Origin of the sequence: Rhodococcus sp. 14C212, assembly GCF_011058195.1 — a bacterium.
GTDB lineage: Bacteria > Actinomycetota > Actinomycetes > Mycobacteriales > Mycobacteriaceae > Rhodococcus > Rhodococcus aetherivorans.
On the sequence record NZ_JAALEH010000015.1, the window covers coordinates 66,836 to 90,860 of the forward strand.

The following is a 24,025-nucleotide window of genomic DNA, read 5'->3' on the forward strand; positions in this document are numbered from 1 at the left end:
CTGCACTCACACTCTCTGGACGAGGGTGGCCGTGCCGAGGCCTCCGCCGCAGCACATCGTCACCAGTCCGATCTCCACATCTCGACGCTCCATTTCGGCCAGCAGTGTCGCGAACAAGCGTGACCCGGTGGTGCCGACCGGATGTCCGAGGGCGATGGCGCCTCCGTTGACGTTGACCCGCTCCATGTCGGGCTTGAGTTCCTGCTCCCAGGCGAGCACGACCGAGGCAAAGGCCTCGTTGATTTCGACGAGGTCGATGTCGTCCATCGTCATGCCGTTGCGCTCGAGCAACTTCCGTGTCGCGGGAATCGGACCGGTCAACATGATGGACGGGTCGACGCCGACTGTCGTCTGGTCGACGATGCGGGCACGCTTCGCCAACCCGAACCGGTCGACGGCATCGTCCGAGGCGAGGACCAGACCGGCGGCACCATCGGTCATCGGTGAGGACGTCCCTGCGGTGACGCGACCGGTGTCGGGCCGGAACACCGGCGTCAGCACCGCGAGAGAGTCCGTGCTGGTGCCGGGGCGGATGCCCTGATCCGACGTGCGCAGTGCACCGTCGAGATGCAGCGGCACCATTTCGCGTTCGAACCGTCCCTCGGCCACCGCGTCGGCGGCACGCCGGTGCGACCGCACGGCGAATTCGTCCATGGCCTCGCGGCTGATGCCCCACTGCTCGGCGATCCGTTCGGCGGCCTCGCCCATGGACGGAAAGTCCCATGCCTCGAGCAGCGCGGCCGGCCATGCCGGGCCGTAGAGTTTTTCGATCTCCCCGGCCGCGGACATCGGGATGTGACCCATGTGCTCGACGCCACCGGCGATCACGACGTCGTGGGTACCGGAGGCGACGAATGCGGCGGCCATGGCGACCGCGGTCTGCGCGGACCCGCAGCGACGGTCCACCTGGACAGCGGGCACGGTGGGTGAGTAGCCCGCCGACAGCCAGGCGTTGCGGCCCACGTTGCGGGACTGTTCACCGAAGGGCGAGGTGGTGCCGACGACGAGGTCCTCGACGTCGGTGTCGGCCAGGCCGGTGCTCGCGAGCAGCGCCTTGTAGACCTCGGCAAGCATCGTGGTGGGGTGCATCTCGCGGTACCACCCCTTCTGCCGGTGACCGCGTCCCATGGGCGTGCGGAGGGCTTCCACGATCCAGGCGTTCCGGCCGGCGAAAGCCATCAGATCACCATCCCGCCGTCGACGGGCAGCACCTGCCCGGTGATGTACGACGCTGCATCGCTCGCGAAGAATACGAACGTGTCGGCGATCTCGTCCGGGTACGCCCATCGGCCGAGAGGGATACGCGCAAGCGTTGTGGCGGCGAGTTTTTCGTCTGTGCGGATCGTCGTCGTCATCTTCGTCGCGGCGAGTGGCGCGACCGCGTTGGCCGTGATCTTCCGTTTGGCGAGTTCCTTGGCGAACGACTTCGTCAGACCGACGATGCCGGCCTTGGCGGCGCTGTAGTTGACCTGCCCGATCGTGCCGACCAGACCGGCCGCCGAGGTCACGTTGATCACGCGGCCGGTACCGTCGTCCGGCAGGTAAGGCAGCGCGGCCTGGGTCACCGTGAACGTGCCGCCGACGTGCACATCGAGGACGAGTCGGAACTTTTCGGGGGTCATCTTGGGGAACATCGCGGGAGCGATGACTCCGGCATTGTTGACCACGATGTTGAGGACGCCGTCGTTGAGATTCGCTGCCTGCTCGACCGCGGCAGCGGCCTGGTCGGCGTCTGTCACGTCGAGGGCGGCCGCCTGGGCGTGCCCGCCGGCCGCGGTGATCCGGTCCACGACCGCAGCGGCCGCGTCCTTGTCCATGTCGGTGACGAGCACGGCTGCACCGGCGGCGGCGTAGGCAGTCGCGACGGCGGCACCGATGCCGCCGCCGGCACCGGTGACCAGAGCCGAGCGACCGGTAAGAGTAAACGAATCGGACATCAGTAGCTCCTGGGCAGTCGGAGAACGTGCTCTCCGAGGAAGTTGAGGATCATTTCCTGGCTGATCGGCGCAATCCGGGTCAGCCGCGCTTCCCGGAAGTAGCGAGCGACGTGGTATTCCTCCGAATAGCCCATACCGCCGTGGGTTTGCAGCGCGCGGTCGGCAGCGTCGAACCCGGCGTCGGCACAGAGGTACTTCGCGGTGTTGGCTTCACGGCCACAGGGCAATCCCTTGTCGTAGAGCCAGGTGGCCTTGCGGAGCATCAGCTCGGCGGCGTCGAGTCGTGCCAGCGAGTCGGCGAGCGGGAATGCGATGCCCTGGTTCTTGCCGATCGGCCTACCGAACACTTCACGCTCGTTGCCGTACCGGACCGCGGCGCGCAGGGCGGCGCGTCCGATGCCGAGTGCTTCGGAGGCGATGAGACATCGTTCGGGATTGAGGCCGTCGAGGATGTACTTGAAACCCTGGCCTTCTTCTCCGACGCGATGCTCTTCGGGGATGCGCAGATCGTCGATGTACAACTCGTTGGAGGTGACCGCGTTACGCCCCATCTTCCGGATCGGGCGGATGTCGACGTGGGCGCGGTCGAGGTCGGTGAAGAACAGCGTCAGGCCGTCGGTCTTGCGGGCCGAGTCCTCGTATTTCGCTGTGCGGGTGAGAAGCAGGATCTTCTCCGCCTCGACCGCCTTGGAGATCCACACCTTGCGGCCGTTGACGACGTAATCGCTGCCGTCGCGGCGAGCGAAGGTGGTGATGCGGGTGGTGTCGAGACCGGCACCCGGCTCGGTGACGCCGAAGCAGACGTGCAGGTCGCCGTCGGCGATCCGGGGAAGGTTCTCCTTCTTCATCTCCTCGGAGCCGTGCACGATCACCGGGTGCATGCCGAAGATCGACATGTGGATCGAGCTGGCACCGTTCATGCCGGCTCCCGACGCGGCCACTTCCTCGAGCAGGATCGACGCCTCGGTGATTCCGAAGCCACTGCCGCCGTACTCCTCGGGTGTGGTGATGCCGAGCCACCCACCCTGCGCGAACGCGTCGTAGAACTCGGTGGGGAATTCGTGGGCCTGGTCCTTCTCGAGCCAGTACGTGTCGTCGAATTTCGCGGCCAGTTCGGCCACTGCTTTTCGGATTGTCTGCTGGTCCTCGGTGAGCTCGAAGTCCACGTCCCGGCCTCCTCAGCATTCGTAAGTATGAATGTCGATACGATATAGTGAATGCACGGTATGGTCAACGGGCGGTCGACGACGGTTCTGATCCCAGATAGCGGACCGGCGATTCGCGCGACCGCGCTAGAGATCGAGATCGATAGAGCGGAGGCTCCATGCGCAACGAAGATGTAGGAGGCCCGGGCCGCGCCCGGTCGGCTGTGACCGAGGAGGTGCTGACCGCCGAACCGGCACTCGACACGACCGGACGAGGCTCCCGGCGAATCGTACAGCGCGGCCTGTGGTTCGACGAGATGGAACTCGACACCGTCTACGAGCACCGGCCGGGCCGGACGGTCACCGAAGCCGACAATGTCCTGTTCACGACGCTGACCATGAACACCCAACCGCTCCACCTCGACCAGGCGGAGAGCGAGCACCTTGCGCCCTTCCATGACCGCCTGGTGAACTCGATGTTCACGTTGTCCACGCTCGTGGGCTTGTCGGTGGCGCAGTTGACCCAGGGCACAATTGTGGCCAACCTGGGGTTCTCCGAGGTGAAGTTCCCCCATCCGGTGCGCCACGGCGACACCATCTACGCCGAGACCGTCATCGCGAACAAGCGCGAATCCCGCAGTCTCCCGAACGCCGGCATCGTTACCTTCACCCACACGGCACGCAACCAACGCGGCGAGATCGTCGCCGAAGCGACCCGCGCCACGCTCGTGAGGAAACAGCCATGACGCAGTGGACCCCGCCTCCCGGATGGCTGTTCTGCCCCGCCGATCGACCGGAACGATACCGAAAAGCATTGCAGCGGGCCGACATAGTAGTCCTCGACCTCGAGGACGCCGTCGCACCCGAACGTAAGGACGTGGCCCGCCGGGCCGTGGCCGAGCTCGTGAACGACGGCGTCTACGACTTCGAACGAACCGTGCTTCGCATCCACGGTGCCGGCAGCTCCGAACACACAGCCGACCTGCAACTGCTGCGCGAGACCTCCATCGTGCGCATCATGCTGGCCAAAGCCGAGCGGGCCGACGACCTCGCGCCACTCGGCCACCTCGAGGTGATCGCCTTGATCGAAACGCCGCTCGGTGTGGATCAATGCTCATCGCTCGCGGACGCCGCGTGCGTCACCGCTCTGATGTGGGGCGCCGACGACCTCGTCGCCGGCCTCGGCGGACTGTCGTCCCGACACCCCGACGGTCGGTATCGCGACATTGCCCGATACGCCCGGTCGCGGGTTCTCGTTGCCGCCAAAGCCCGCTCCTTGATCGCCATCGATGCCGTCTACATGGACATCCCCGATGTGGATGGCCTTCGCACCGAGTGCCTCGACGCGGTGGCGGTGGGTTTCGATGCCACCGTCGCGATCCACCCCACACAGGTCGACGTCATCCGCGATGCGTACGCGCCGCCCGCCGATCAAGTGCGATGGGCCCGGGACCTGCTGGCGGCGACGAATGACGGCCGCGGCGTGACCACCTTCGAAGGTCGGATGGTCGACGGTCCGGTCTATGCGCAGGCACGCCGCATCCTCGCTCGGTCGCGCCACACCGGCGAGCGAGGCGAACGCGCGACCGAGCCGGCGACGGCCTGACACCCCCGTCGAGAGAAATGTTCAGCGCGGACGCGCTGCACACCAGGAAGTGAAGGACTCGGACATGGCAGTAATGGTGACCGGAACGGGCTTCGTCGGAAGCTACGTCGTCAGAGACCTGTTGAAAGCCGGCAAGGAGGTCGTCCTCTACGGTTACTTCGGCGGCAGGGGAGAACCGGCGGACATCGAGCTGCCCGATCTGAAATTCCTCGACTACCTGCTCGGGGGAGATCTTTTCGACAAGGTCTCCGTCATCGTGGGTGACATCTCGGACCAGGCGGCCGTCAGGTCGGCCGTCGAAACCAACGACATCGACTCGGTCGTGCATCTCGCCTCGATGGTCGGCGCCGCCTCGGAGGCCAACGCGCCGGCCGCCGTGCGGGTCAACGCCGGGGGAACGGCAAACGTCTTCGAGGCCGCCGCCCAGCTCGAGTTGAACAAGGTGGTCTGGGCGAGCTCGGTCACGGTCTTCGGACCCCGTTCGAAGGGACCGCAGGGCGTCATCACCGACGACAGCGACTACGACCCAGACGGCGTCTACGGGGCAACCAAGGTGTTCTCCGAGTATCTGGCCACCCGGTACTACGAGAACTTCGGGCTCGACACCGTCGGGCTGCGTTTGAGCCGGGTCTACGGCTTCGGTGAGCACGTCAAGGCGGGTCGGGGATCCGGTACGACGTGGTTGCTCGACGCGCTTCATGCCGCGGCTGTCGAGTCCGGCCCAGCGAGGTTCCTCTTCGGGGATCACAGCCTCGACTTCCATTACGTCGAGGATGTATCCGACGCCTTCGTCCGGGCACTGGAAGGTCCGGACGTCGGCGGCAGATGCTTTCTCACACACGGCGATTACCGTCCCATCAAGGAGGGTTACGAGTTCCTCCGTGCCATGCTGCCGGGGGCGGATCTCTCGTTGGAGAACGGTAGTGGAGCCGACCTGCCCGCCGGCTCCACCATGGCGTGGGCTCGTCGCTACGACGCGAGCAGGGCCGAGGCCGAACTCGGCATTCGCAGCCGTTACTCGATGGAAGAAGGTCTCTACCGGACCGTGAGCCAGTATCGCCGGTATGCAGGGCTACCGGAAGTTTCCCGCCCCGCGGCGAGGTGACCTCTGCCGCTCCGGGATACCGACTCGCCGACCACCTAAGCACCTCGGCCGGAGCCGACCGACCGCGGCGTATGTAATATCGCATGCACATATGTAATCCCGACCGACCCTAAACCTAAACCACGCTAGTTCCCCCCCGAGCCCACGAAGCGGCTCCCGAATCGTGATACACCGGCGGTGTGGCCGTCCAAGGCTGCACTCCTGATGGAGATTTCCGGAAGGTGGGAGGACGTCGAAGTCGGCGTGGACGAGCCCCGGGCCCACGAAGCGACCTGGCGTATGCGGCAGCAGGTTGGGCGATCGTCGAAGCGGTCGGGTCCAACGTGACACATCCAGGCCCTGCACCACCCGGAATTGAGGGAGACAGATGACCGACACCACCGCACTGCCCGTTCGCCCCGCGAGTTTCGACGAGCTCACGTCGTTGATCGGCAAGGAGCTGGGACCCACCGACTGGCATGACGTCACCCAGGAACGCGTCAATGCCTTCGCCGACGCGACCGGCGACCACCAGTGGATTCACATCGATCCCGAGCGCGCCGCCGCCAGCCTGCTCGGCGGCACGATCGCGCACGGGTTGTACAGCCTGTCCCTCGGACCGGCACTGTCGGCGACCCTGCTGCGGTTCGACGGTTTCGCCCACAGCTTGAACTACGGCTACAACAAGGTGCGTTTCCCCGCGCCGGTGCCGGTGGGTTCACGCATCCGGATGCGCGCCACCGTGCAGTCGGCGGAACAGGTCGGGGGCGGCATTCAGGTGACGATGAGCCAGATCGTCGAGCGCGAAGGCTCCGACAAGCCGGTGGTCGTGTCCGAGTCCGTCGCCCGCGTCGTCGAAGCCGGATAACCCTGATACCGAATGGCGGCGGTCTCCGCGGTTCCGCTCGGCGACGTGAACCGGCTCGGCGCACGGTGCCGCGACGTCGGGCGCGAGCGTCCATACGGTTGAGAAACTGGACGGGTCGCTCGATGTGCTGCGGCCAAGTCCAGCCTCGCCACTGCGTATCACGCGTCAGCTCGGCAGTGATGTCACGACCACGCCAACGATTTTCGTCAACTTGTCCAACGCTGACACGGCGGCGCCGATCGCGGGCCCGAGTTCGTGCCACACGCCGAGCGCGCCGCCAGCGAGGACGCACTCGGTCTCGGACCGGGTGGACACCGTGTTCACGCGACCCCGCCGCACCCGCCGCCAATTCCCCTATACGCCCTCACAAACTCGGGAACGGAGGGTGCGGCCGCCAGGAGGATTCTGTCGGTGGGCGACAGGCCCGCCACCGTGAGCGCTCCCGCATACGGGGGGCCCGGACGTCGGCGACAGATGCTTTCTGACACACGGCAATACTCGGCCCATCGAGATGGGTTACGAGCTCCTCCGCGCACTGCTGCCGAGGGCGGATCCCTCGTTGCAGAAGGGCGGAGACGACCTGCCCGCCGGCTCGGGTGGACCCGCACAACAGCGATATTGGCTCACGGTCCGGTAAAGACCTGAGGTTTTCCCGCCTCCGCGTCGAGGTGACCTCTCCCGGTCCGGGATGCCGGTTCGCCGGCCGGCGAAGAACCCTGCCGAAGCGTTGACCGACTGTGAGGTACGTTATATCGTATGCAAGTACGTAATCGCGAAGGCCTGCTCCCGAACTCCTGACGCCGCTCCCCACTCGTGAATACACCGGCGGCGGCGCCGCGGACTCAGCCATCGCACGAACCGCGGCGCGACCACCACGCGACTACGGCGCTCGGACCCCGCAGACCGAGCAGAGCCACCCCGCCACCCACCACTGGGCACGTGTCGCCTCCGCGCCAGAGGAACGAAAGGAACGAACCGATGAAGTCCAAGGCTGCACTCCTGATGGAGGTTCCGGGAAAGTGGGAGGTCGTCGAAGTCGACGTGGACGAGCCCCGGGCCAACGAAGTGTTGCTTCGCAACATCGCGGCCGGGCTGTGTCATTCCGATGAGCACCACGCCACCGGAGACAGCGACCGCCAGCACCTGCCGTACTGCGGCGGGCACGAGGGCTCGGCGATCGTCGAAGCGATCGGCCCGGGGGTGACCACGGTCAAGCCCGGCGACCACGTGGTCACGGCATTTCTCCCGAGCTGCGGCCGCTGCCGCTGGTGTGCGCGAGGCATGCAGAATCTGTGCGATGTCGGTGCCCTCATCCCCACCGGCGCGATGCTCGACGGGACGCACCGCATGCATCACGAGGGCCGTGACGTCTCTCAGGCGTGCTTTCTGGGTACGTTCTCACAGTGGAGCGTCGTCCCCGAACGCAGCTGTATTCCGATCGACAAGGACATCCCTCTCATCGCGGCGGCTCTCCTCGGATGCGGCGTACCCACCGGCTGGGGATCCGCTGTCACCGCCGGCGGGGTGGTGCCCGGTGACGTCGTCATCGTGATGGGTACCGGCGGTCTCGGAATCAACGCCGTTCAGGGCGCGAAGCATGCCGGTGCCGCGCGGATCATCGCTGCGGACCCGATCGAATTCCGGCGCACCAGTGCACTGTCGTTCGGTGCGACCGACGCCGTGTCCTCGATCGAGGAAGCCACGGACCTCGCACGCTCCCTCACCAACGGTCAGGGTGCGGACGTCGCGATCATCACGACCAGCATCCTCGAAGGCGTCCAGGTCGCCCGAGCGCTCGAGGCAGTCCGGAAAGCCGGAACACTGGTTGTCACCGCGGTTCCCGGCCGCAACCCCGGCGAGCTTCCCATCGATCTCGCGCAGTTCCCCCTCTTCCAGAAGCGCATCCAGGGCTGCTTGTACGGCGCCATGTCGCCCACCCTCGCCGTGCCGAGGCTCCTCGATCTCTACCGCGCCGGGAGCCTGAAACTGGACGAACTGGTCAACCGCACCTTCACTCTCGACGAGATCAACGACGGATGGGCGGCGATGTACGACGGGTCCACACTGCGCGGCATTGTCCTGCACGACACACCGTAGGACGCCTGGCCGGCCCTCCCCAGCGGAGTGTAGCCGCGCAGTGACGAACATGCCCTGTCCGGACCTGGCCGGACAGGGCATGTTCTTTGTGTAGGAGCATGTTCGCGGTGCGGGATCCTCACGTCTGTGCGCTGTCGGTCTCCTGCGCCCCACCATCTACATCACCGGCCCTTGCCGGCTGCGGTGCTGGCCCACCGGCCGGTGCACGATCGACCACGCCGACGGTCCCCGTATGCGGGTGCCGCCGGCGTGGTCGATCGTCGGTCAGCGATCGAGGGCCTCGAGAATCGATTTCGTCTCGAGATAGGCATCGAGTCCCTCGACGCTGCCGTCCCTGCCCCAGCCGGACTGCCGATATCCGCCCTGCGGGATGTGAATTCCACCCGCCCGGTGGACGTTCACCCCGACCCGGCCGGCACGCAACTGCCGTGCCACCGCGTGCGCCGACCCGATGTCCCTGGTCCACACGCTCGCGGCCAACCCGTAGTCGGTGTCGTTCGCCAGCGCGACCGCTTCGTCGACCGAGCTGAACCGCATCGCACCGATCACGGGGCCGAAGATCTCCTCCCGCACCACCTTCATCTCATGGTTCACCTCGGCCATCACGGTCGGTTCGAAGAAGAATCCCTTGCCGTCGACCGGCGATCCACCGCTGACGACACGCGCACCGTCCTCGACGCCGCTGCGGACGTACTCGGCCACCCGGCTCACCTGCCTCGCCGAAATCAACGGTCCCAGCTCGACTCCCGGTTCGCTACCGTGGCCCATCTTCAACGTGCGCGCCGCTTCGCCGACACCGTCGACGACCGCGTCGTACACCGAATCGTGGACATACAGTCGCGTCCCGGCCGTGCAGATCTGCCCCGCGTTGTAGAAGACGGCCGCGGCCACCGCAGGGATCACCTTGTAGATGTCCGCGTCCGCCAACACCACCACCGGGGATTTACCGCCCAGCTCGAGGGTCAGCTTCTTCAGATTTCCGGCAGCAGCGCCGAGAATCAGCTTGCCGACCTCGGTGGAACCGGTGAAGGACACCTTGTCCACACCGCGGTGTGCGGCAATCGCCGCCCCGACCTCCGTCCCCGATCCGGTGACCACGTTCACGACACCGCCGGGTACCCCGGCCTCTTCGAGAAGTGCGGCGACACGCAGCGTCGTCAACGGCGCTTCCATCGCCGGTTTGAGGACGCAGGAGCAGCCCGCGGCCAGGGCGGGGGCAAGCTTCTGCGCCGCCATCACCACGGGGGCGTTCCACGCGGTGATCAACCCTGCGACCCCGATCGGCTCGCGCAGTGTGTACGCATGCACACGCTGCTCCGCCGGGCCGAGCTCGAGGGTTCTGCCGTGGATCTTGTCCGCGAACCCCGCGTAGTAGCGGAACGCGCTGATCGCTTCGCCCACCATCGCATAGGCGTGCGCGAGCGGCAGACCGACGTTCGCACTCTCGAGTCGCGCCAATTCGTCGCGGTGGGATTCGAGGAGATCCGCCACGCGCCAGAGCACAACGCCGCGGTCGGCCGGCGACAGTCGCCGCCACCGACCATCCTCGAACGATCTCCGTGCCACGGCGACGGCCTTGTCCACGTCTTCGGCGTTCCCCCGCGTAACCCGGGCGATGACGTCGCCGGTGCCGGGGTCGAACACGTCGAAGGTCTCACCCGTCAGCGATGCGGTTTCGGCTCCGTCGATGATCATTCCGAGGGGAGTGGCCGGATCGAAGCGTCCGACCTGTGGGGTTACGACGATATCTGTCATCAGAGGTGTTTCGCTTTCGTCAGGAAGGCGTGAGGCGCGCCGGTCGAGGCGTGGTCACCGCGTGCTACTCGCCTCGGAACTGCGGTGTACGGCGTTCCCGAGCCGCGGCGATGCCTTCACGGAAGTCGGCCGTCAGCTTGAGAGCAGTCTGGTCCCTCCAGTCTCTTTCGAGCGTATCGCGTACAGCATCGGCGAGGTCACCGTGAAGTCGTCGACGGATCGCCGCCACCGCCAGTGGGGCCGAGGTGGCGATCTCGGCGGCATAGGACTGGGCCTCGCCGAGCAACTTCTCGTCGTCGGTGAGTCGATCACACAGCCCGATCTGCAGGGCTTCGTCTGCGTAGACCATGCGACCGGTGTAAAGCAGGTCGCTCGCCCGTTGTAACCCGATCAGACGCGGAAGGGTGAGCGAGAGCGCAAATCCTTGGCTGAAGCCCAGTCGTGCGAAGTTGGCGGCGAAGCGGCTCTGGGCGGTGGCGATGCGGAAATCCGCGGCGAGAGCCAACCCGAGGCCGCCGCCGATGGCCGCACCGCGCATCGCCGCGACCACCGGAACGGATCGTTCGAACAGTCTCGGCACCACCTCGTAGATCGGCGAGGTGGCGGCGCCCGGTGCGGCGGTGTCGTTGCTGCCGAAATCGGCTCCCGCGCAGAAGTGCCGGCCGTCGCCGTAGAGCACGATTGCGCGGGCGCCGCGGGCGCTCAGATCGTCGAAGGCATCTGCGAGCGCGGTCAGCAGAGCAGCGCTGAGATAGTTGTAGGGGCCTCGGGCGAAGGTGACGGTACCGACGTGCGAGCTGTCGAGCTCGGTGTCGAGGGCGATGTCGGGTGTCACCGCACTGCCACCTCGACGGCGCTTTCGACCACGTGGTAGTCACCGAGGTCGGCGTTGTTGAGCAGGTGCCAGAACTCGACGAGCTCCCAGGGGTTGTTCCCGACCACGCGTCCCTTGTCGTTGCGGACGTAGGTGGTCATTCCCTGGTGGGTCCAGATCATCTGCTGGTGACGTTCCTGCACGGCCTCGTTGTAGGTCTCGAAGACGTCCTGCCGGCACTCGACTTCGCCGATGCCGGCCTCGAACATCGCTTGCAGGCTCTTGAGGACGTAATTGATCTGGCATTCCATCACAAAGATGAAGGCGCCGCCGTGTCCGAGCTGCGTGTTGGGGCCGTACAGGACGAACAGATTGGGGAAGTCGGGAACGACCGTCCCCAGGTAGGCGCGCGGGTCGGTGTCGTCCCAGGCATCGCGGATGCTCAGGCCGTCGCGGCCCCTGATCGGCAGGGTCGAGAGCATGCGGGCGACGTTGTAGCCGGTCGCCAGGACGATGACGTCGACCTCGTAGCTGTTCCCGTTGCGGGTGTGGATGGTGTTTCCCGAGATGTGGTCGATCCCGTCGTCGGCGTTGTCGACGAGCGTCACCTCAGGACGGGTCAGCATCCGGAACCAGCCGTTGTCGAGCAGCATGCGCTTGCCGTACGGCGGATAGTTCGGGATGACGCGCGGCGCGAGTTCCTGGCGGTCGCCGAGTTCTTCCCGGATGTAGCGTTCGAAGAACCGTCGGTGCCCGGCGTTGATCGCATTGATGGAGTGCTGCGGGTCTTCCCAGTTCGGGTCCTTCTGCAGCGACGGATACACCTTGCTGTCGAAGATCCAGCTGAGCCTGATGCGGTACCAGTGCTGGTACAGGGGGATTTCGCGCATCAGGAACCGGATCGGTTCCGGAACCGGCTTGTGGAACTTCGGGAAGGGTGCCGCCCACTGCCTGGTCCGCTGGAAGATGGTGAGCGACCGAACGTCGTCGACGATGGCGGGCGCCAGTTGCATGGCGCTCGCGCCGGTGCCGATGATCGCGACCCGCTTGTCGGTCAGGTCGAGCGTCGAATCCCAGCGCGCGGTGTGCACCACGGGGCCGTCGAACCCGTCCAGGCCGGGGATATCGGGAACGATCGGCTCGGCGAAGAGCCCGACGGCGCTGATGAGGACGTTGGTACGGACGGTCTCTTCGGTGCCGTCGGGGCCGCGCAGGCGGCTCACCCAGACGTGCTCGCTCTCGTCGTAGTCGGCAGCGAGGACCTCGGTTCCGAACCGGATGTGGTCGTAGATGCCGTTGCGCCGGGCGACGCCACGGAAGTAGTCGTCGATCTCCGCCTGCGGCGGGAAGTACCGGCTCCAGTCGCCCCCGTCGAAGGTGTACGAGTACAGGTGACTCGGCGTGTCGACACTGCACCCCGGGTAGTGGTGCGAGTGCCAGACACCGCCGGTGTCGTTCTGCTTCTCGACGATGATGTACGGAATGCCCGCCTGCTGGAACTTGATCGCCGCGCAGACTCCGGACATCCCGGCTCCGACGATCAGTGCGGTGAAGCCCGGCGGAACGAGTCCGTCCAGCGAGGCGGTGTCCGGTTCGGAGAAGGCCTTCAGGCGGGCGGTCATGATCCCGGCGTACTTGTCGGGAACAGGTGCTCCTTCGGAGGCCGCCATCATCTCGAGCAGCAGCTGCGGCGCCGGTTCCGAGATCGCGATCTCACCATTGCGGTGCCAGGCGCGGATCGCGTCGAATGCACCGTTGCGGATCCGGTCCTGGATTTCGGTGGGCAGACCGCCGGTGTCGTTGTCGTCGACACCGCGACTGCGCACCGGCCGGTACGGCTCTTCGAGCCACCGCTTGTCGCCGGTCAGCTGCACCAGCACGAGAAGCAGCGTGGGGATGTTGGCGATGTCGAGTGCTTCGCGCAGCCGGCGGTCGAAGTCGTTGGCTTCCGGCTGGTCCCGGTCTGCGGATTCCGTGGTCGTGTTGGACAAAGCCACACCTTCCCCTCTTGATGAGCGGGCGCCTGATGTTCGCGCTCCGCGATCGCCGATCCAGTGACATACGATATTATGAATACCCATACGGTATATCGAAGATCGTACGGCCGGGTTCCGTTCCGGTCAATACGTGGATCGAGGCGGTTTCGGCCCAGAAGCGGGGTGGATGAAGTGCTGCGGCGACCACCGCGGGGATGCACCGCGGCACGAGGTCCACGCCGGAAAGTGGCGAACACGACGTCAAACCGAGTGGTTTGTCGCAGGATGGAGTGCAGTTTCCCGAAGAATCCGAGCTGCATCGCGCCCGGCGGAACCGAGAGTCGGCCGGTGCTGTGCAATCACCGCCTCGCGATCAGATCGTGGAGACCCTCCCGCAAGGCGACATCCGTCGGCAGCGAGACCTGCCGGTAGAACAGTCTTTTGGTTGCCGCGACGAGGGAGGCGTCGAATCGCGTATACGCCGCAGCCAGCGCGAGCGCCTCCATGTCGGCACGCTGGTCGGCAATGCGATTGACCACGCCGTACGCCAACGCTTCGTCGGCACCGAGCCGGCGACCGGTGGTGACGAGTTCGAAGGCCAGGTTGCGGTTCATGTGCGCGAGAGCACTGGGCATCACCAGCGGCGGATAGGCGCCGTTGGGTAGTTCGGGGTAGCCGAGGGAGAATGCCTCACCTGCTACGACCAGGTCGGCGCTGAGCGCCAACGCGGCACCGGCACCGAGCGCCGGACCGTGGACCGCCGCCACGACGGGAACGGCGAGCGTACTCGGACACGCCAGGACATCCGCCATGATCCTGGCACGGTCGATCACGGCTTCCGTGGGTCCCGTGCGAAATTCCGAGGTGTCGCCACCTGCGCAGAAGACCGGGCCGCACGCCTTCAACACGATCGCCCGCACGGCCGCGTCTGCGGCGGCGGCGGTGTACGCCTCCCGTAATTCGGTGAGAAGCTGCGTGTCGAGCGCATTGCGCTTGGCGGGCCGGTTGAGCGAAATGACGCGCACGCGACCGCTGCCGATTTCCTCGTCCTCGACCAGCACGGTGTTGTGCCCCTCGGATGTCGATCGGGTCATCTCACTCCTCGAAGGGTTCCGTCTTCCGTTGCGGCAGGGGCATGTCCGCTCAGCCTGCGGTGGTCGTGAACGCAGGACGGACCACGCCTTCGCCTGCGGACCCGAACGCTTCACCGGTCACATTCCCGACCTTATGTGTTTGTAATCTCGTATGCAAATACGATAAGATGAATGACGGGTGCCCCGGGGCAGTGCATCGACCGCGAATTCGGTAGCCCGAAAGCACAGATCTCCACGGGCCACGAGTGTGGGTCCGAACGCGAACCGGTAGCGGCGACTGTTTCCGCTCGCACGAATGCGACCGGCCTATGAGAGGACGCAGCAATATGAAACGTGACGCGACAATGCGGTGGCTTGCCGGCGTGCATGTGGTCCAGGTAGGGCGGTCGGTCGCTCTCCAGATTGCCGGCTCTGCCCTGGGACAACTGGGCGCCGTCGTCAAACAGGTGGCCACCCTGCGAGACGTCGACACCAACGCCGACGTCGTCTTGGTCGACCGGATCGAACAACCGGCAGTCCTCCCGGACGGACACGCCCCCAGCGCCGACGAATACCGCGAATTCGTCGCCGCCAACAACCGCAACGTCTGGGTCACCGCCAGCGCATTCGGGCTGACCGATATCCGCGCCGACATGTTCGCATCCGATCTCACACTGCTCGCCGCCGGCGGCATCCTCGGGCACTCGCGCATCGGGGACGAATTCGCCCCTACGGTGCCGCCGGGCACGGTGGCACTCAAGCTCGTCGGTCACGTCACCGCCGTCGCTGCCCTCCACGGACTTCACGCCCGCCGCGCCGGAACAGGCCCGGTGCACGCGGACGTTTCGGCGCAAGCCGCGATCATCGCGACGGGACTGTCGCTTGAGATGGCGCACGCACTGTCGCGTTGCCCGGACGAAGGCGGCAGTGCCCGCTACGGCGCACCCTCGGGCTTCGTCGACTGTCGCGACGGGGCGGTCTACGTTCTCGTGCTGGAAGAACACCAGTGGCGGGCCTTCCGGTCGGTCATGGGGTCCTCGCTCGAATCGGTCACCACCCTGGAAGACGCCCGGCAGCAGTCCGACCACGTCAATGCCCAGCTGACGGCCTGGGCATCGACCCGCACGGCACAGGAGTGCGAGCAAGTCCTCCAGGCGGCGGGTGTCCCCTGCACCGCCGTCAATGCCGTCGAGACCTTCGCCGAGCGCTCACGCGCGCTCGGGCGGAACTTCGACCTGTCCGGACCCGACTGCCCCGTGCTTCCCACCCAGATCACCGAAGTGCCGAAGGACACCGACGACACCGCCGGGCGCAGACGCCTGTCGGACCTTCGGGTGCTCGACGCCGGACATGTTCTCGCAGTACCACTCGCCGGAGCCTGGCTCGGCGCGATGGGCGCGCATGTCGCCAAACTGGAAGACCTCGACCGGCTCGACGTCTACCGCCGCCGAGGCCCGTTCGTCGACGGCACCCCCGGCCCCAACCGCAGCGCATACTTCAATCAGCTCAATTTCTGCAAACATCCACTGCAGTTCTCGGGCGGCGACTCGTCTCGCGCTGTGGACCTCGCCTCGTTCGACGTCGTGATGGAAAACCTCAGCCCCCATCGCGCCCGGGCCATCGGTGTCGACACCACTTCCGTGTTGGCGCAACACTCACCGAAACTCCTGCTCTCCTCCAGTGGGTTCGGGCGCACGGGCGCCTGGGCCGGTTACCGCGCATACGGCCACAACATCCACGCCTTCGCCGGCCTCGTCAATGCCACCAAGGACGCACGGGGCGGTATGGGAGACATCGGCACGCCCTGGGCCGACCCGCTGACCAGCGTCATCCTCGTCACGTGGACACTGGCCTGGTGCCTGGCGGAATCCCACACCTCCAGCTTGGCGCTGGACATCTCCATGGCGGAACTCGTCGCCGTCCAGATCGCCGAACTCGCCGGCCCCGAGGCGGCCGACCCCTACGCCCCACGAGAAGCCGAGACCGAGTTCTTCATGCGCGAACACGCCACGGGACGGCTGCTCGCGATCACCCTCCGCAGCGACGAGGAACGCGCCCGCTTCGAAGCCGCTACAGGTGTTCGGCCGCCGGTGATCGACCGCCGCGTTCCCCTCATCGACCAGGTGCCGACAGCTCAGGACGGCCATGACCTCGAGCAGGCACTGCTCGAGCAAGGACTAACGGTGTCCGTGGTCCACACCTCGGCAGGACTGGTTCGAGACGAATTCGTCAGAAGCACCGACCTGTTCCGTTCCGTGGAGAGCCCGAGCGTGGGCCGGTACGAAGTCACCGGTTTGCCGTGGACGCTCGTCGGTGAACAGGTGCAACCACTGCGACCCGCACCCGAACTTCCGACGCGCGGCTGAGGCAACGCGGTGGATGGTGCCCGGTCGGCACTGAACCGGACCGGCACACCAACCGCCGGCGAGCCACCGGGCGGCAGGAACACCGAACCGCACCGACGTGATCCGGCCGCGACATTGGCAATCATCCTCGCGACCTACTTCATGATCGTGTTCGACAACTCGATCATCTTCACGGGCATCCGCGACATTGCGGAAGACCTGGACCTTTCCGCATATGCGATGTCATGGGTGCAGAATGCGTACACCGCCGTGTTCGGCGGGCTGCTCCTGCTCGGGGCACGGACCGGGGACATTCTCGGCCGCAGGACCACCCTCATTGCCGGACTGACGGTGTTCGCGCTTGCATCGCTGCTGGTCGGAGCCGCCCAGAACGGCGCGTGGATCGTTGCTGCCCGAGCGCTGCAAGGAGTGGGTGCCGCTTTCGCGGCGCCCTCCTCCCTGGCGTTGGTCACGGCAGCCGTTCCCGCCGGGAAACCACGGGTTCGTGCTGTCACGGCCTACGGCATGATGGCGGGACTGGGCACCAGCATAGGATTCGTCGTCGGTGGCGCACTGACGCATTGGGTTTCGTGGCGCGCAGGCTTCGCGATCAACGCGCCGATCGGGGTGGCCCTGATTGCGGCTGCGCTGAAATTTCTTCCGCGCACCAGAGCGGTACCCGGGCGCTTCGACATGACCGGCGCGATCACATCGACGGCAGGCATGGCATTGCTCGCATACGGCATCGTCCAGTGCGGCGTATCCGGGTGGACCTCGCCTCTCGCGTTCGGCCCGGTCGCAGCAGCGGTTGTGGTGCTGACGGTGTTCGTCGTCAACGAGGGGCGCGCCGAGCATCCGATCATGCCGTTACGCCTTTTCGCCAGTGGGCAACGGTTCATCGCCTTCGTGGTGCGGTTGCTCTTTGCCGGATCGATGATTCCCTTTTTCTTCTTCGCGTCCCAGTTCCTGCAGGACACATACGGCTGGAATCCGCTGCAGACGGGACTTGCGTTGGTGCCGGCGACTGTTCTGCAATTCGCCACCTCGATGTGGACGACGCGCCTCACAGCCCGATTCGACAATCCGCCATTGATTCTCGTCGGGCTCGCACTCGTCACGGCAGGTACGGCCTGCGCCACCCAGCTCACCGCCACCAGCACGTACGTCGTCGGTGTGCTGGTACCCATGGTATTCATCGGCGTCGGTCAAGGTCTCACATTCGGACCTCTCACCGCAGTAGGAATCTCCGGCGCCCCATCCGAGGATGCCGGTGCCGCATCGGGGTTGGTGAACACCGCGCATCAGCTGGGAAGCACTCTCGGTATTGCTGCGCTGACCGCAGTCTCTGCACAGGCGATCGATACCGCAGAACGTGTTGCCGCCGCATATGCCGCCGGGGCGGTCATTACGGCCGGCGCTATGGCCGTATCGGGTCTCCTGTTGTTGCCCGGCGCACGAAACGCTGGAGGCCGGTCGCAGTATGTCGACAAGGGAACGGTTGACCTGCCGCACCTGGATCGAGCGCTCCATCGGGGACCAGTTGACGGTCGAGGAGAAGACGCTGCTCGACTTTGCTCTCCCCATCAGGAACGGGCGCCGGTTCCACGGCACGGCGGCCGCCGCCCCGCGCAGTAGCGGGTGGGGCGGCTCCGGCGCGAGCACCCGGGCCGACGACGGTCACCGGATGCGCCGGCAACGCGGCATGCCCCTCGGCGGCGCACCACGCGGCGAATTTCGCGTAGGTGCGGCGGGTGCCCGCGGCGCGGGAGCCGGCCACCGCCGCGGCGATCCGGTCGGCGGTGGCCGGTGCGAGGTCCGGTAGCGCGGGCCCCGCCGGGTGTCAGACAACTATCTCGGACGACGCCTTCCGGATGCGACACCTATCTCGGACATCGCACCGACAACGTGGACAAGGACAGTCCCGGCGACCGAAAACGCGCTCAGCTGGGGGTTTGTGGGAATCGCTGCGTAAATGGGAATTTACGTCACTAACCCCGCACAAACCAGGAGTGACATACCCCCAGGTCGTAAAGTACGCCCGATTTGACCGTTATCGTAGGTTCCTGCCCTGTGTCATCGGGTCTGAGGCAGTGCCCTAGCACCTGAGGCAAATGCAGGGGTTCTGCCACCAAGTTGAGACAGGCACTCGCTTTACCTGCATGTTTTCGCCGACAACCCGCATGCTCGACGTCCCTTTGCCTCAACAATGTGGCAGAAACGCCACGGCGCCGGTTTGCCACATTGTTGAGGCACCGCTGGTCAGCGAACCATTCGTGCCTCAGAGCGAATGGCAAAGGACGGTTCCACGGAGCGGTGTCACTTTCCCGATTTCGTGTCGGCAGGAAGCCCTGACCTCGATGTTCCCACCCCAGCTCAAAGCCATCACGCGGCGTCACGCTGCCCGGAATGTCCGAGGATTCTGACAAGATCAGCGTGCCCGCGATCTGCGCGACGGTACGTTCCCGCGTCGTACAGGGGTTGAGCGAGTTCAATCTGATCCGAGCTGAGATTCGACGGCCGCCCACCCTTACGGCCGCGGGCGTGGGCGGCGGCCAGCCCGTCGTGGGTGTTCGCCACGATCAACTCGCGCTGGAACTCGGCCAGCCGGGCAGCATCCCGAACATCGCCCGCCCCTCGGCGGTGGCGGTATCGATTCCCTGCTCGAGCACCTTCAGCCGATTCCCCGCTCACGTAGGGCGGCGCCGAGGGTGATCAGGTGCAGTACCGGCCGCCCGGGTCGGTCCAGTCGTGTGATCACCAGGTCGTCGCCCTCGCATAGCCGCTGCAGCACCAGATCGAGTTGGGGCCGTGAGGCCTTCGCCCACTCGGCGGCCACGCCGGCGCGTCGCAGGGCATCGACCTGGTGGTCGGGGTTCTGGTCTGCGCTGGAGACCCGTGTGTAGCCGATCAGCATGTGTCGACAATGCCCGCGCAAGGGGTTTTTCGACCTCCCTTGCCCGTCAAATCTGCCGTTCAGAGCGGGTGTCCGACAACGATCTGTTCTCGACGAGTCGGAGGAGTGAGTGGTGTCCGGACGTCTGAGTCGGTCAGGTGAGTTGTCGTTTGAGAATTTTCCCGGTGGCGGTCATCGGCAGGGCGTCGACGAATTCGATCTCGCGGGGGTATTTGTAGCTGGCCATTTTCTGCTGGGCCCAGGTGATGAGGGAGTGTTCGTCGATCTGGGCGGCGGGCTCGCGGATCACGAACGCTTTGATTTCCTCGCCGTGGCTGACGTGATTGATGCCGATCACGGCGGCGAGGGAGACGGCCGGGTGGCTCATCAGTACGTCTTCGACTTCCCGGGGGTAGACGTTGAACCCTCCTCGGATGATCAAGTCCTTGGCGCGGTCGACGATGTAGTAGAACCCGTCTTCGTCCGTTCGGGCGAGGTCGCCGGTGCGGAACCAGCCGTCGTGGGTCACCGCGGCGGTGGCGTCCGGGCGGTTGTAGTAGCCCTTCATGACGTTGTGGCCGCGGATCGCGATCTCGGCGACCTGGTCGGGGCCGGTGACGGTGTTCCAGTCGGTGTCGACGAGTCTGCCTTCGATACCCCAGATCGGCACCCCGATCGATCCGGGTCGTGGGCTTCGTGCGGGGTCGCTGCAGAACGCCAGGGGCGAGGTCTCGGAGAGCCCGTAGGCCTCGAGGATCCGGGTGTCGAAGCGCGTCTGGAACTGGGTGAGTATCTCCAGCGGTAGCGCGGCGCCGCCGGAGACCGCGACCCGGAGGTGGCCGGCGATGCCGGTGATGTCGGTATCGTCGCTGAGGGCGCCGAGCAGCGCCCAGTACATGGTGGGTACGCCGGCGAAGAAGGTGATCTGTTCGTCGGTCATCAGCGTCAGGGCGGATTGTGCGTCGAATCGGGGTAGCAGGACCAGTGTGGCGGCGCAGGAGAATCCGGCGTTCATGTTGACGGTCTGCCCGAAGGAGTGGAACAGCGGCAGTGTCAGCAGGTGGGTGTCCGGTGTCGCCGGGTCGCTGCTGAACAGCCGGTTCGCGGTGAGCGCGTTCATCACCATGTTGGCGTGGGTGAGTTCGGCGCCCTTGGGTTTCCCGGTGGTGCCGGAGGTGTAGAGGATCACGGCGGTGTCGTCGGGCCTGCGGGTGGCGGCGGTGAAGGTGGTGGGCCGGCATTCGAGGCCGTCGACGAGGGATGCCTCGAGCGGGTCAGCACCGAGGACGAAGAAGTGCTCGCAGCCGGGGGTGCGGTCGAAGGCGGCGCGGCCCTCGACTGCGATGGGGAGGGTGGGGGTGCCCTCGAAGCAGAAGTATGCGGTGGCATCGGAATCGGTGAGGTGGTAGCTGATTTCGTCGGCCTTGAGCAGGATGTTGAGTGGGACGACGACGGCCCCGGCTTTGAGGATGCCATTGTACACGATCGGGAAGGCCGGCACGTTCGGGCAGGAGAGGGCGATCTTGTCTCCGGGCCGGATGCCCCGGGCGTGGAGAAGGTTCGCGATCTGGTTGGCGAGGCCGTCGACCTGGCTGTACGACAGTCGCCGGCCGTCGAAGACGAGGGCGTCCCGGTGCGGGTATCGCCGGGCGGAGTCCTCGAGGAAGACGGACAAGTTCAACATGCGGAGCTCATTTCATGCGGGGACGGGATGCCGGTGGGCAGTGGTGTCCCGATCTGGATGGGTGCCCAGGGCCCGGTACACCTGCGGGGTGGCGGTGGCCGGGCTCCGGGGGCGGTTGATGTCAGCGGCGGGCGGTCGCCTCGAGGCGGCGGTCGGCGAGGTCGAGGAACGGCAGCAGCAGGGCGGGGTCGTCGACGGTGTCGGGATTGACGACCGCGGACAGGGGTTCTCCGCGGAGCAGACGCTTGAGGGGCACCTCGAGCTTCTTGCCGGTGCGGGTGTGGGGAATCCCGACCACCTCGATGATCTCGTCCGGGACGTGCCGGGGTGAGGCGAGGTCACGGATGGTGGCGCGGATCGCCTGTTCGAGCGCCGGATCGAGTCGGTGTCCGTCGGCGAGGTGCACGAACAACGGCATCCAGTAGGTGCCGTCGGATTGTTCGACACCGAGGACGAGCGCTTCGGCGACTTCGGTCATGGTCTCGACGGCCGCGTAGATATCGCCGCTGCCCATCCGGACACCATTGCGGTTCAGGGTCGAGTCGGATCGGCCGTGGATGATCACGGTTCCGTCGGCGGAGACGGTGATCCAGTCGCCTTGCCGCCAGATCCCCGGGTACATCGAGTAGTAGGCGTCTTCGTATTTGGTGCCGTCGGGGTCGTTCCACAGCCGGATCGGCATGCTGGGCATGGGTCGGGTGACCACCAGTTCGCCGACCTCGTCGACCACCGGTGTGCCGTGCTCGTTCCAGGCCTCGATGGCGGCGCCCAGGCAGCGCACCGAGATGGTGCCGGCCCGGATCGGCACGGTGGGTGCCCCGCCGACGAAGCCGCCGGCGACGTCGGTTCCGCCGCTCATCGACCACAGGGGAAGGTCACCGATGTGCTCGCGCGCCCATTGGTGCAGGTGCGGGGCCAGTGGTGAGCCGGTGCTGCCGATGGCACGCAGGTGAGAGAGGTCGAACTGATCGGCCGGTGTCAGCCCGGCGGTCGCCGAGGCCTGGAGGAATCCGGGGCTGGTGCCGAAGAAGGTGATCTCGAGGTCGTCGATCATCTGCCACAGCCGGGACGGGTCGGGGGAGGTCGGTGAGCCGTCGTAGCAGACGATGCTCGCACCCATCAGCAGCGCGGACACTTGCATGTTCCACATGACCCAACTGGGGGTGGTGTACCAGAGCAGCCGGTCGTGTGGTCGCAGATCCCAGTGCAGGCCCATCTGTTTGAGGGTTTCGACGAGGATCCCGCCGTGGGAATGGACGAGTCCCTTGGGGATGCCGGTGGTCCCGGAGGAGAACAACACCCACAGGGGGTGGTCGAACGGCGCGGTGACCGCCTCCACGGGTGCCGGGTTCTCCAGGGCGGTGGACCAGTGCATCCAGTTCGTCCCCTGCCGGGAGGGTCGGATGCCCAGGTGGTCGATGAGGACCACGGTGGTGACGGTGGGCAGGGCGGCGGCGATGGCGGCCACCTCGTCGAGCCGCGGGTGGGTGCGGCCGTTGAAGTGGTAGCCGTCGGCGGCGATCAACGCTGTCGGTGCCAGCTGGGCGATCCGGTCGATCACGGCGGGCGCGGCGTAGTCCTGGGCGACCGAGGACCACGTCGCGCCGAGCACCGCGGTGGCGAGGAAGGCGACCACGGCCTCGGGGATGTTGGGCAGGTATCCCACCACCACGTCCCCGGGCCGGACGCCGGCGGCGGTCAGGGTCGCCGCGACGGCGCGGACCTGGTCGCGCAGCTCGGCGCGGGTGAGGGAGGTGCGGTGCCCGGTTTCGTCGGCCCCGATGACGGCGACGGCGTCGGGTTCGCCGCGGTCGAGCAGCACCTGGGCGAAGTTCACGCGGGCCCCGGTGAACCACCGGGCGTGTGGCATGGTGTCGTCGGCCAGCGCCCGGTCGAAGCCGCTGACCTGATCGAGGCCGAAGAAGTGCCACACGGCGGACCAGAAGCCGTCGAGATCGGTGACGGACCAGCGCCAGAGCTCGTCGTAGTCGTTCCCGAGGTGCCGGTGGTGGGTGGCGCGCACGTACTCGGTGAATTCGGTCAGGGTGCTGTCGGTGATCTGTTCGGCAGTCGGACTCCACAGGGGAAGCTCCGGCCGTGCGGGGGTGTGCATGGTTTCCTTTCGGTCAACCGTGGAGCGGGGCGGGCACCGCGGGCTCAGCTCTGGCGGGCCGGTTCACTGAGCTCACGCAGGAACTCGGCGGCCCGGGGCCAGGGTCCGTAGCCCGCGGCCGGGTTGAGGTGCCCCACGGCGCCGAGGTCGACCAGCCGGCTGCCCCAGCACTCGGCGAGGTCGGCCACGCGGTCGACGCGGGCGAGGGGGTCGTTGGTGCTGGCGGCGACGATGCTGGGAAACGGCAACCGGGCACGCGGGGTCGGGAGCCAGCCGTGCCGGCGCAACTCGTCGGTGGTGATCTGCCCGTCGGGCATCGGGGTGTCGAGATCGGGTGGGGTGGCCAGGAGTGCGCCCCGGATCTGCCGCGGATGCTGGTGCGCCCAGTGCACGGTGATCAGGACGCCGGCGCTGTGGGCCACGAGCACGACCGGTCCGGAAATGTCGGCCACCACGGTCTGCAGTGCGGCGACCCGAGCGGTGAGGTCGAGCGTGTTGCGTTCGAGCGGCGGCACCGTGCGCACGTGATCGAGGGTGTCGGCGAGCAGGCTCTGCCAGTGATCGGGGACGTGGTCGCGCAGGCCGGGGACGATCACCACGGTCGGCGAGTCGGTGTCGTGCACGTGGGGTTCCGA

18 protein-coding genes are annotated in these 24,025 nt (G+C 66.5%); 7 read left to right on the forward strand and 11 right to left on the reverse strand.

Annotated features, from left to right (window positions below; genetic code table 11):
- Nucleotides 1-6: 6 nt before the first annotated feature.
- Genes G6038_RS09885 through G6038_RS09895 form a run of 3 tightly spaced genes read right to left on the reverse strand, consistent with a single transcriptional unit; the run spans nt 7 to nt 3,103 of the window.
- Nucleotides 7-1,179, reverse strand: coding sequence for a thiolase family protein (locus G6038_RS09885; protein ID WP_165037496.1), 1,173 nt, complete (start codon nt 1,177-1,179; stop codon nt 7-9).
- The gene (locus G6038_RS09890) at nt 1,179-1,937 is read right to left on the reverse strand and encodes an SDR family NAD(P)-dependent oxidoreductase (RefSeq protein WP_165037497.1); all 759 of its coding nucleotides are present in this window, start codon (nt 1,935-1,937) and stop codon (nt 1,179-1,181) included. Before G6038_RS09890 ends, G6038_RS09885 begins: the two co-directional genes overlap by 1 nt.
- Nucleotides 1,937-3,103 carry an acyl-CoA dehydrogenase family protein gene (locus G6038_RS09895; RefSeq protein WP_165037498.1) on the reverse strand — a complete coding sequence of 389 codons (1,167 nt, stop codon included), beginning with the start codon at nt 3,101-3,103 and terminating at the stop codon, nt 1,937-1,939. Before G6038_RS09895 ends, G6038_RS09890 begins: the two co-directional genes overlap by 1 nt.
- A 158-nt stretch (nt 3,104-3,261) precedes the next feature.
- On the opposite strand from G6038_RS09895, the gene G6038_RS09900 reads away from it, so the two are divergent.
- The 5 genes from G6038_RS09900 (at nt 3,262) to G6038_RS09925 (ending at nt 8,737) form a co-directional block, all read left to right on the forward strand.
- Nucleotides 3,262-3,828: a MaoC family dehydratase gene (locus tag G6038_RS09900; protein ID WP_165037499.1), complete on the forward strand. Its 567-nt coding sequence runs from the start codon at nt 3,262-3,264 to the stop codon at nt 3,826-3,828.
- Nucleotides 3,825-4,688, forward strand: a complete 864-nt coding sequence (locus G6038_RS09905) for a CoA ester lyase (protein ID WP_165037500.1) — start codon at nt 3,825-3,827, stop codon at nt 4,686-4,688. Before G6038_RS09900 ends, G6038_RS09905 begins: the two co-directional genes overlap by 4 nt.
- 64 nt (nt 4,689-4,752) lie before the next feature.
- Nucleotides 4,753-5,793, forward strand: a complete 1,041-nt coding sequence (locus tag G6038_RS09910; protein ID WP_165037501.1) for an NAD(P)-dependent oxidoreductase — start codon at nt 4,753-4,755, stop codon at nt 5,791-5,793.
- 367 nt (nt 5,794-6,160) lie between these two features.
- Nucleotides 6,161-6,640, forward strand: coding sequence for a MaoC family dehydratase (locus G6038_RS09915; RefSeq protein ID WP_165037502.1), 480 nt, complete (start codon nt 6,161-6,163; stop codon nt 6,638-6,640).
- Nucleotides 6,641-7,618: 978 nt separating this feature from the next.
- Complete coding sequence (locus G6038_RS09925) at nt 7,619-8,737, forward strand: NDMA-dependent alcohol dehydrogenase (RefSeq protein WP_165037503.1); 1,119 nt, start codon at nt 7,619-7,621, stop codon at nt 8,735-8,737.
- 264 nt (nt 8,738-9,001) lie between these two features.
- Here the strand turns inward: G6038_RS09925 and G6038_RS09930 are convergent, their stop codons facing one another.
- The 4 genes from G6038_RS09930 to G6038_RS09945 all read right to left on the reverse strand — a co-directional run bounded on the left by G6038_RS09930 (nt 9,002) and on the right by G6038_RS09945 (nt 14,376).
- The gene (locus tag G6038_RS09930) at nt 9,002-10,492 is read right to left on the reverse strand and encodes an aldehyde dehydrogenase family protein (protein ID WP_165037504.1); all 1,491 of its coding nucleotides are present in this window, start codon (nt 10,490-10,492) and stop codon (nt 9,002-9,004) included.
- A 64-nt stretch (nt 10,493-10,556) separates the two neighbouring features.
- On the reverse strand, nt 10,557-11,327 hold the full coding sequence (locus G6038_RS09935; protein WP_165037505.1) for an enoyl-CoA hydratase/isomerase family protein: 771 nt from the start codon (nt 11,325-11,327) through the stop codon (nt 10,557-10,559).
- Nucleotides 11,324-13,297, reverse strand: a complete 1,974-nt coding sequence (locus G6038_RS09940) for an NAD(P)/FAD-dependent oxidoreductase (RefSeq protein WP_240918386.1) — start codon at nt 13,295-13,297, stop codon at nt 11,324-11,326. The genes G6038_RS09935 and G6038_RS09940 overlap by 4 nt, the downstream gene beginning before the upstream one ends.
- Before the next feature lie 344 nt (nt 13,298-13,641).
- A complete protein-coding gene (locus tag G6038_RS09945; protein WP_165037507.1) occupies nt 13,642-14,376 on the reverse strand; it encodes an enoyl-CoA hydratase/isomerase family protein in 735 nt (244 codons plus the stop codon).
- A 446-nt stretch (nt 14,377-14,822) separates the two neighbouring features.
- On the opposite strand from G6038_RS09945, the gene G6038_RS09950 reads away from it, so the two are divergent.
- Together G6038_RS09950 and G6038_RS09955 are read left to right on the forward strand one after the other, a co-directional pair.
- A complete protein-coding gene (locus G6038_RS09950; protein WP_165037508.1) occupies nt 14,823-16,721 on the forward strand; it encodes a CoA transferase in 1,899 nt (632 codons plus the stop codon).
- A gap of 9 nt (nt 16,722-16,730) precedes the next feature.
- The gene (locus G6038_RS09955; RefSeq protein WP_346772789.1) at nt 16,731-18,335 is read left to right on the forward strand and encodes an MFS transporter; all 1,605 of its coding nucleotides are present in this window, start codon (nt 16,731-16,733) and stop codon (nt 18,333-18,335) included.
- A gap of 1,036 nt (nt 18,336-19,371) precedes the next feature.
- Here G6038_RS09955 and G6038_RS31255 read toward each other — a convergent pair.
- From G6038_RS31255 to G6038_RS09975, 4 genes are all read right to left on the reverse strand, one after another.
- Nucleotides 19,372-19,614 (reverse strand): recombinase family protein, encoded by a 243-nt coding sequence (locus G6038_RS31255; protein ID WP_240918387.1) that lies wholly within the window; start codon nt 19,612-19,614, stop codon nt 19,372-19,374.
- 133 nt (nt 19,615-19,747) lie between these two features.
- Nucleotides 19,748-21,277 carry a long-chain fatty acid--CoA ligase gene (locus G6038_RS09965; RefSeq protein ID WP_165037509.1) on the reverse strand — a complete coding sequence of 510 codons (1,530 nt, stop codon included), beginning with the start codon at nt 21,275-21,277 and terminating at the stop codon, nt 19,748-19,750.
- A gap of 121 nt (nt 21,278-21,398) precedes the next feature.
- Nucleotides 21,399-23,390, reverse strand: a complete 1,992-nt coding sequence (locus G6038_RS09970) for an acetoacetate--CoA ligase (RefSeq protein ID WP_165037510.1) — start codon at nt 23,388-23,390, stop codon at nt 21,399-21,401.
- Between the two features lie 44 nt (nt 23,391-23,434).
- Entirely contained in the window at nt 23,435-24,013 is a 579-nt protein-coding gene (locus G6038_RS09975; RefSeq protein WP_165037511.1) for an alpha/beta fold hydrolase, read from the reverse strand.
- Nucleotides 24,014-24,025: the final 12 nt, after the last annotated feature.

Coding starts and splice junctions, on each gene's coding strand:
- G6038_RS09910 (WP_165037501.1), top strand. CDS start 4,753: ATGGCAGTAATGGTGACCGGAACGGGCTTCGTCGGAAGCTACGTCGTC.
- G6038_RS09905 (WP_165037500.1), top strand. CDS start 3,825: ATGACGCAGTGGACCCCGCCTCCCGGATGGCTGTTCTGCCCCGCCGAT.
- G6038_RS09915 (WP_165037502.1), top strand. CDS start 6,161: ATGACCGACACCACCGCACTGCCCGTTCGCCCCGCGAGTTTCGACGAG.
- G6038_RS09890 (WP_165037497.1), bottom strand. CDS start 1,937: ATGTCCGATTCGTTTACTCTTACCGGTCGCTCGGCTCTGGTCACCGGT.
- G6038_RS09885 (WP_165037496.1), bottom strand. CDS start 1,179: ATGGCTTTCGCCGGCCGGAACGCCTGGATCGTGGAAGCCCTCCGCACG.
- G6038_RS09970 (WP_165037510.1), bottom strand. CDS start 23,390: ATGCACACCCCCGCACGGCCGGAGCTTCCCCTGTGGAGTCCGACTGCC.
- G6038_RS09900 (WP_165037499.1), top strand. CDS start 3,262: ATGCGCAACGAAGATGTAGGAGGCCCGGGCCGCGCCCGGTCGGCTGTG.
- G6038_RS09945 (WP_165037507.1), bottom strand. CDS start 14,376: ATGACCCGATCGACATCCGAGGGGCACAACACCGTGCTGGTCGAGGAC.
- G6038_RS09930 (WP_165037504.1), bottom strand. CDS start 10,492: ATGACAGATATCGTCGTAACCCCACAGGTCGGACGCTTCGATCCGGCC.
- G6038_RS09965 (WP_165037509.1), bottom strand. CDS start 21,277: ATGTTGAACTTGTCCGTCTTCCTCGAGGACTCCGCCCGGCGATACCCG.
- G6038_RS31255 (WP_240918387.1), bottom strand. CDS start 19,614: ATGCTGATCGGCTACACACGGGTCTCCAGCGCAGACCAGAACCCCGAC.
- G6038_RS09925 (WP_165037503.1), top strand. CDS start 7,619: ATGAAGTCCAAGGCTGCACTCCTGATGGAGGTTCCGGGAAAGTGGGAG.